A 2880-nucleotide genomic window follows, 5' to 3' on the forward strand; every position below is an offset into this window, starting at 1 on the left:
AATAGTAAAAACTCGGGTGCTAGACCCTTTGGGCAGGGAGATAGATTCTTTTTTTGGAATTCTTCCTGATAATTCGGCAGTAATAGAAATGGCAGCAGCTTCAGGATTAAATCTTTTAGGAGATGACGAGCGAAACCCGATGAAGACAACAACTTACGGCACAGGGCAGTTAATAAAAGAGGCGCTTGACTATGGATGTAAGCGGATAATTATCGGGATAGGCGGCAGTGCAACTAACGATGGCGGAGTCGGTATGGCCCAGGCATTGGGTGTAAGTTTTCTGGATGAGGAAGGAAATCAAATTGCTTTCGGAGGTGGTGAACTTAGTAAGATTAGCAAAATTGATGTATCTTTGCTTGATCCAAGGATAAAAGACACCGTGATAACAATAGCATCTGATGTAAAAAAGACAATGGAAATTCCTTTATATACTGGATACATTCCAACTTATGGAAAACTACAGGGATTTCAACCACTACCAATTATGTATTTTATTGATTGTATACTGGAAAATAAGAAACCATTTATTACTCCTGAAGAGGGTTTAGAAAATGTAAAAATAATTTCTTCTATTATAAAATCAGTTGAAACAGGAAAAGTTGTTGAAATTTAAGGAAAAGGGATAAAGGAATTTTTGCTTTATTATTTTTTACAAAAAAATAAAAAATTATGCGAATTGAAGGTGCCATAATGTATAGTACACCCCTTGCTTATCAAGTAGTTGTTGATGTGTTCCTTCTTCAACAATTGTCCCATCTTTAAGAACAATTATTTTATTAACTTTTTTTAATGTTGAGAGTCGGTGAGCAATTATAAAAGATGTTCTATTTTCAAGTGTCTGGTCAATTGCTTTTTGTATCATTTTTTCTGATTCTGTGTCAAGAGAAGAAGTTGCCTCATCAAAAATTAAAATATCAGGGTCTTTATAAATTGCTCTTGCTATTGAAATTAATTGCTTCTGCCCTCCTGATAAAGTTATTCCTCTTTCACCAACAATCGTATTTTCTCCTTCTGGCAAAGAATTTATTAACTGCGCTATTCCATCCATTTTTATTACTTCTTTAAACCTTTCTTCATTTTCAAATCCAAGTGTTATATTTTCTTTAACTGTTGAATGAAATAAAACTGGTTGCTGTGAAACAAAACCAATATGCTGTCTTAAAGAATTTATTTTATATTCTTTAATATTTTTTCCATCAATTAAAATTTCACCTTTTTCAGGGTTATAAAATCTCAAAAGAAGTCCTACTAAGGTTGTTTTTCCAACGCCAGTTGGTCCAACTATCCCTATTTTTTCACTTTTTTCAACTATAAAACTTATTCCTTTTAAGACCTGTTTCCCTTCAAAAGAAAAAAACACATCTCTAAACTCAATATTTCTTTTAAGTCCCATAAAGACATCTTTCCCTTCTTCAACAACTGAACTTTCTGTATCAAGAACGGAAAATACTCTTGGTAAAGCAGAACTTGCCTGTTTTATCAATCCATATGTCTCTCCAATTCCTTTTAATGGACTTATCATTGAAAGAAGAGCAACAAAAAACAAAAATAAAAAGCCAGTACTCATTCCCCCATTTATTATTTTAACTGCTCCGTAATAAATAAGTCCACTTGATGCAACTGCTCCTGCAAATTCAGTAAATGGAGATATTATAAGTAATCTTTTTACCATACTTATTACATTTTTAAATATATTTTCATTTTCCTTCTTAAATTTCTCTTTCATATATTCTTCTCTGTTGTACACCTTTATAATTTGCTGCCCATATACACTTTCATTTATAACATTACCAATTTCTCCATATGCTATCTGTATTTTTTTGCCTAATTTTCTTAATTTATTTCCCATTCTAAAAACAGGATAAAGAATAACAGGGAACATAAATATTGAAAGTAGGCTCATTTTCCAATCAATTGTAAAAATTATTACAAAGTAGGAAAAAGTGAGTAATATTGGAAATACAAATTTAGGGAAAAATGATTCAAAAACAACATTTAGAAGGTTAACATCATAAATTATTCTTGTTGTTAATTCACCCGTTTGTTTTTTTGCAAAAAAATCATCTGATAAACTCATGATTTTTGTGTATAGTAATTCCCTTACATCAGTCAATAACCTTGTTGAGAAACATCTATAAAAATAATTCTGTAAATAAAAAAATAGCCCTTTAAGAAAAAGAATAGTTATTAAAAAAATAAGAAGGTATTTCAAAAGTAATAAGGATGGGAGTTGGTTTATTTTAAAAATCAATGGTTCTATTTTAATTTTTATAATTTGAGGTAAATTTTCTGGCAGAATAATTTTTTCTTTTTTAACAAGGACCTTATCCATTAAAGGTACTATTGCTGAAAGAGAAACACCATTGGCAAAAACAGAAAGAATTGTAAAAAATATACCTGCTACGAGTAAGTGCCACCTAACTTTTACATAATTTTTAATTCTAAAGAATTCTTTTATCATTTTTTCCCTTTTGTCAGTTCTAAAATAAATTCTGCAACTTTTTTGCTTACACCTTCCTGTCCAATTTTTTCTTTTAAATATTTAAAACTTTTAATTTCTTTTTGATACATTTCTTTTTTACCAATTAAATCAATTATATCTTTTTTAACCTTTTCTTTTGGTATTTTTTGTATATATTCAGGAACGACATTTTCTCCTATAAAAAGATTAACTGGACTTACCATGTTTAATTTTACCACACATCTACCAATAAGATAATTTAAAAAAGATGTTTTATAAAAAACAATTAGTGGTTTCAATAAAAGAGCCACTTCTAAATTAACAGTGCCACTTGTAGATAAAATTAAATCTGAATTTTCAATTAAAGTGTACGGGAAACCCTTAAAAATTTCAAATTCAATTCTTTTTCTTTTACATAT

The 2880-nt window shown here is 29.4% G+C and carries 2 protein-coding genes and 1 pseudogene; 1 reads left to right on the forward strand and 2 read right to left on the reverse strand.

The window, feature by feature from the left end; genetic code table 11:
• Window positions 1-376 (forward strand): annotated as a pseudogene (locus PKV21_09925) (glycerate kinase).
• A gap of 291 nt (window positions 377-667) precedes the next feature.
• Here PKV21_09925 and PKV21_09930 read toward each other — a convergent pair.
• Together PKV21_09930 and PKV21_09935 are read right to left on the reverse strand one after the other, a co-directional pair.
• On the reverse strand, window positions 668-2461 hold the full coding sequence (locus PKV21_09930; protein HOM27804.1) for an ABC transporter ATP-binding protein: 1794 nt from the start codon (window positions 2459-2461) through the stop codon (window positions 668-670).
• A partial coding sequence (locus tag PKV21_09935; protein ID HOM27805.1) for a hypothetical protein occupies window positions 2458-2880 on the reverse strand: 423 nt, incomplete at its 5' end. The genes PKV21_09935 and PKV21_09930, both read right to left, overlap by 4 nt.

Source organism: bacterium, assembly GCA_035371905.1.
In the GTDB taxonomy this organism is placed as follows: domain Bacteria; phylum Ratteibacteria; class UBA8468; order B48-G9; family JAFGKM01; genus JAMWDI01.